Genomic DNA, 4877 nt, shown 5'->3' with positions numbered 1-4877 from the left:
GCACTGGAAGGTTGTGACGGACACGCCGACGGCGTGTCCGTCACAACCTTCCACCGTGAGAGCGGGGGAGGTCGCGGGGCCCCGGGTCAGTCCTCGCGCTCGGTGGCCGCGGCGACCGCCGCGGCCAGCGGGGTCGCGCCCTCCGAGAGCTCCAGCACCAGGCCGGCCGTGCGGGGCTCGTCCAGCAGCCCGACGAGCACGGCGGCCACGTCGTCGCGCGGCACCTGCCCGCGCGGGACCTCCGCGCCCAGGCGCACGTGCCCGGTGCCGGGGTCGTCGGTCAGGCCGCCCGGGCGAAGGATCGTCCAGTCGAGGTCCCGGCCGCGGAGGTCGTCCTCGGCGGCGGTCTTCGCGCGCAGGTACGCCGCGAACACCTCGTCCGTGCCGGCGGGCGGCTCCGAGCCCGCGCCGACGGAGGAGACGAGCAGGTAGCGCCGCACCCCCGCCTGCTGGGCCGCGTCCGCGAGCAGCGCCGCGGCGCCACGGTCCACGGTGTCCTTGCGCTCGGCCCCGCTGCCCGGGCCCGCCCCCGCGGCGAACACGACGGCGTCCGCGTCGGCGAGCTGCGCGGCGAGCGCGTCGACGTCCGCCGACTCGAGGTCGAGCAGCACCGCGGTCGCACCGTCCGCCTCGACGTCGGCGACGTGGTCCGGGTTCCGCACGATCGCGAGCGGCGTGTCACCCCGTTCGGCGAGCAGCCTGCTCAGTCGGCGGGCGATCTGACCGTGGCCTCCGGCGATGGCGATGCGCATGCCCCCACGGTAGGAGCGCGGCCCGGGCGCCGCACCCGCTGCCCGGGCCGCGCGTGCGGCGCCGGTGGCGCCGCACGGGGAGGTGGCCGGTCCCCGGCCCGTGGCAGGGGGCCTTGACGTGCTCGGACCGGGGGCCGGCCAGTGCCGTCCGGCGCCAGGGGGGCGAACGCCGGACGGCTGCGGGACCTCGCGGTGGTCGGCCCCGGAGGGCCGGTCCGCGGTGGTCGTCGCACTGCCCACGCTAGGCCCGATCGACGCCCGTCTGACGACCGATGAGTAGCAGAACACGCCCCGTTGGGTGGAGATCGGGGCGGACTGAGGGGTGGGACGGGCGACCAGGTGGGCACCCAGGTGCTGCCCGGGCGCCGACGGCGGGGGCGGCTGGGTGCTCGTGCACCCGCGCCGCCGCGTCAGGCCGGCTCGGCGGCGGACCCGAGCGGCTGCAGGCCGGCGAGCCGCCGGCGGATGGTCTGCACGTCGTCCTCGCGCCCGGACGGGACCAGGGACAGCGCGGTGAACGTCTCGGCGGTCGGCAGCAGGTCGCGCGCGAGGTCGCGCAACGCCTCGGCGACCTCGGCCAGGTCGGCGGCGTGCGCGGCGTCGAGGTCGGGCGCGTCGCCCTGCAGGCCGACGTACAGCACGAAGCCGGCCCGGCCGGCGGGGCCCTCGTCGCGCGGTGGCGCGGGGAGGGGCAGGGGTGCAGGGGTGCGGTGACGTGCCACGGGGTGCTCCGGGTGTGCGCGGGGGCCGCTGCGGGCGGGCGGCCGGGGTGGTGGTCGGGGGACGGCGGGGCGTCAGGACCAACAGCGCGTGCGATGCGCTCCCGGGCGTACGCCGACGGACGCCGGGGAGGCGTCGGTCGGGCGTCGGCGGAGGATCACGCCCCCGATGGTGGCAGCCGGCCTGCCGGGGGCCAAGGGCTTTCCGCGCGCGGTCTCAGCGGTCGAGACCCGATGACGGCACGGCACGGACGGGGCGCGCGGCCCCGCGGGGCGTCAGACGACGCCGTACAGCCGGTCGCCCGCGTCGCCGAGGCCCGGGATGATGTACGCGTTCTCGTCGAGGCGCTCGTCCACGGCCGCGACCACCACGGTCACGTCGCCGCGGTCGCCGACGGCGTCCTCGACGACCTTGAGGCCCTCGGGCGCGGCGAGGAGGCAGACCGCCGTGACGTCGCGGGCGCCGCGGGCGAACAGGTAGTCGATCGCCGCGACCAGCGTGCCGCCGGTGGCGAGCATCGGGTCGACCAGGAAGCACTGCCGGCCGGTGAGGTCCTCGGGCAGCCGGTTGGCGTAGGTGATGGCCTCGAGCGTCGTCTCGTCGCGCTGCATGCCCAGGAACCCGACCTCGGCGGTCGGCATCAGGCGGGTCATGCCGTCGAGCATCCCGAGGCCGGCGCGCAGGATCGGGACCACGAGGGGCAGGGGCTCGGCGATCTTCACGCCGGTGGTGGTGGCCACGGGGGTCACGACCTCGACGGGCTCGGTGCGGACCTCGCGGGTCGCCTCGTACGCCAGCAGGGTCACCAGCTCGTCGACGAGCTTGCGGAACGTCGGGGACGACGTGTCCTTGTTCCGGAGCACCGACAGCTTGTGGGCGACGAGCGGGTGGTCGGCGACGTGCAGGCGCATGTGCCCAACCTACCGTGCGCACCCCGGGACCGACGTCCCGGGCGCCGGGGCGTGACCGGCGACACGATGAGGGCAGCGCGCGGCGACGGCGCAGCCCCCTGCCTGCGCCGTCGCCGCTGCGCATCCAGCACCCGGGGGCGCCGGGACCGACGAGGGTCCCGGGCGGCGCCGGGGTGACCGCCTCCGCCCTGCGGGGGCGCCGCGCGACCTAGACTGCCGCGGTGCCTGGTCCCGCGCCCGACCCCGCAGCCGGGCCGCTGCGGCTGGCCGTCCTGGGCCAGGTCCGGGCGGCCGGCCCGGACGGCGCGCTGCTGCCGGTGACCGGCCTGGGCGCCAACCTGCTGCTGGCGCTCGCCCTCGAGCCCCGCGGGCTGTCCACCGCGCGGGCGGTGGACGAGACCTGGCCGGACGGCGCCCCGGCGTCGGGCCGCGCGGCGCTCCAGACGCTGGTGTCCCGGCTGCGCGGCGCCCACCCGGGCCTGCTCGCGTCCACCGCGGCCGGCTACGCCCTCGGCGCGGACCGCGGCGGCGTGGACCTGCTCCGGGCGACCGACGCCCTCGCCGCTGCCCGGGCCGCGCTGGCGGCGGGCGACGCGGCGGCGGCGTCGGCCGGCACCGGGGCCGCGCTCGCCCTGTGGGACGGGGAGCCCGGCACCGGCGCCACCGCGCCCGACCTGGTCGACGCCCTGGCCGCCCGCGCCGACACGCTGCACCGGGACCTCCTCCGGGTGCGGACGACGGCGCTGCTCGACCTCGGGGACGGCGGGGCGCTCGCGGCCGCCCAGGACCTGCTGGCGCTCGCCCCGCTCGACGACGGGGCGCACCTGCTGCGGATGCGCGCGCTGCACGCGGCGGGCCGGGGCACCGAGGCGGTCGCGGCGTTCGGGGCGTACCGGGAGCGGCTGCGCGAGGCGCTCGGTACGGACCCGGCACCGGAGGTCGCGGCGTTCCACCTGGAGCTGCTGGGCGGGACGGCGACCGCCCCGGCCGCCCGCGCGCCCGTCGCCGCGCCCGTCGCCGCGTCCGCCCCCGTCGCCCGCGGCCTCCGCGTCGCCCCCAACGCGCTCATCGGCCGGGACGCCGACGTCGCCGCCGTCGAGGCGCTGCTCGGCGCCGCCCCGGTCGTCACCGTCCTGGGCACGGGCGGCCTCGGCAAGACCCGCCTGGTGCAGGAGGTCGCCCGGCGCGCCGCCGGGCGGTCCCGCGCGGTGTACGTCGCCGAGCTCGCCTCGGTGCGCGACGACCCGGACGTGCTGCCGGCGCTCGCGGGCGCGCTCCAGGTGCCCGAGGCGGCGGCCCGGCGCGGCGGCGTGACGGACCAGCGGCTGCGCACCCTGGCGGAGCGGGTGCTCGACCGGCTCGGCGAGCAGCCGACGCTCCTCGTGCTCGACAACTGCGAGCAGGTGCTCCGGGGCGTCGCGAGCTGGGTGGCCGAGGTGGTCGGCACGCTGCCCGGCGTGCAGGTGCTGACGACCAGCCGCGCGCCGCTGGGCGTGCCGGGGGAGCGGGTGCACCCGCTGGACCCGCTGCCGACCCGGGACGCGGACGGCGGCCCGGGCGCGGCGGTCCGGCTGTTCACCGAGCGCGCGACCGCCGTGCGGCCGGGCGTGACGCTCCCGGCGGACGTCGTCGAGCGGCTGTGCACCCGCCTGGACGGCCTGCCCCTCGCGATCGAGCTCGCGGCGGCGCGCACCCGCTCCCTCACCGTCGCCGAGGTGGAGCGCCGGCTCACCGACCGGTTCGCGCTGCTCGTGTCCGGCGGCGCGGGCACCCCCGAGCGGCACCGCACCCTGCTGGCGGTCATCGCGTGGTCCTGGGACCTGCTCACGGAGCGGCAGCGGGCGCTGTGCCGCCGGGCGGCCGTGCTGCCGGACGGCTTCGGGCTGCCGGCGGCGCTCGCGCTGGTCGCGGGCGAGGCCGCCGAGTCGGCGGTGCTCGACGACCTGGACGCGCTGGTCGCGCAGTCGCTGCTCGGGGTCGAGGAGGAGCCGCGCACCGGCGAGGTCCGGTACCGGATGCTCGAGACGGTGCGCGAGTTCGGCCAGCGCGAGGTCGCGGCCCTCGGCGAGGAGGACCGGGTGCGGGACGCCGTCCTGGACTGGGCGGACGACGTCGCGTCGGGGATCGTCCGGCGCGCCGGCAGCCCCGAGCGCGTGCTGCTCGACCCGGTCGGCGACGTCGAGCACGACAACCTGGTGGCGCTGCTGCGCCGCGAGCTCGCGGCGGGCACCCGCCGGCCCGGCACGGTGCTCGCGCTGTTCGCCGTCGTGGGGCTGCGCTGGATGCTGCAGGGGGCCCACGAGGAGCTGCAGGACGTGCAGCGGGGCGTCCTCGCGGCGAGCGACGGCTGGGCGCCGGACCGCGATCCCGAGCCCGCGGTGCTCGCCCTGGCGATGCTGGCCGGCACCGAGCTGATGTTCGGCGACCTGCGGGCCGGGGCCCGCGCGCGGCTGGCGGTGCGCCGCGCCGCGGCGGCGGGCGGCCTGCGCCCGGT

Annotated in this window: 4 protein-coding genes; 1 reads left to right on the top strand and 3 read right to left on the bottom strand. The window is 79.1% G+C overall.

From position 1 onward, the window contains the following. Window positions 1-86: 86 nt before the first annotated feature. The 3 genes from AC3WUG_RS16610 to upp all read right to left on the bottom strand — a co-directional run bounded on the left by AC3WUG_RS16610 (window position 87) and on the right by upp (window position 2383). The gene (locus AC3WUG_RS16610) at window positions 87-752 is read right to left on the bottom strand and encodes an NAD(P)H-binding protein (protein ID WP_492328678.1); all 666 of its coding nucleotides are present in this window, start codon (window positions 750-752) and stop codon (window positions 87-89) included. A gap of 410 nt (window positions 753-1162) precedes the next feature. Further along, the gene (locus AC3WUG_RS16605; RefSeq protein ID WP_492328677.1) at window positions 1163-1474 is read right to left on the bottom strand and encodes a hypothetical protein; all 312 of its coding nucleotides are present in this window, start codon (window positions 1472-1474) and stop codon (window positions 1163-1165) included. Between the two features lie 273 nt (window positions 1475-1747). Then, a complete protein-coding gene (upp, locus tag AC3WUG_RS16600) occupies window positions 1748-2383 on the bottom strand; it encodes a uracil phosphoribosyltransferase (protein WP_147795275.1) in 636 nt (211 codons plus the stop codon). A gap of 221 nt (window positions 2384-2604) precedes the next feature. Here upp and AC3WUG_RS16595 point away from each other — a divergent pair. Further along, window positions 2605-4877 (top strand): AfsR/SARP family transcriptional regulator (locus AC3WUG_RS16595; RefSeq protein ID WP_492328676.1); only part of this gene is annotated, 2273 nt, incomplete at its 3' end.

The organism is Cellulomonas sp. EB106-03-03-XG116 (genome assembly GCF_058792015.1).
The sequence above is the reverse complement of the archived record's forward strand: the minus strand, read 5'-3'. Positions and strand labels throughout refer to the sequence as shown.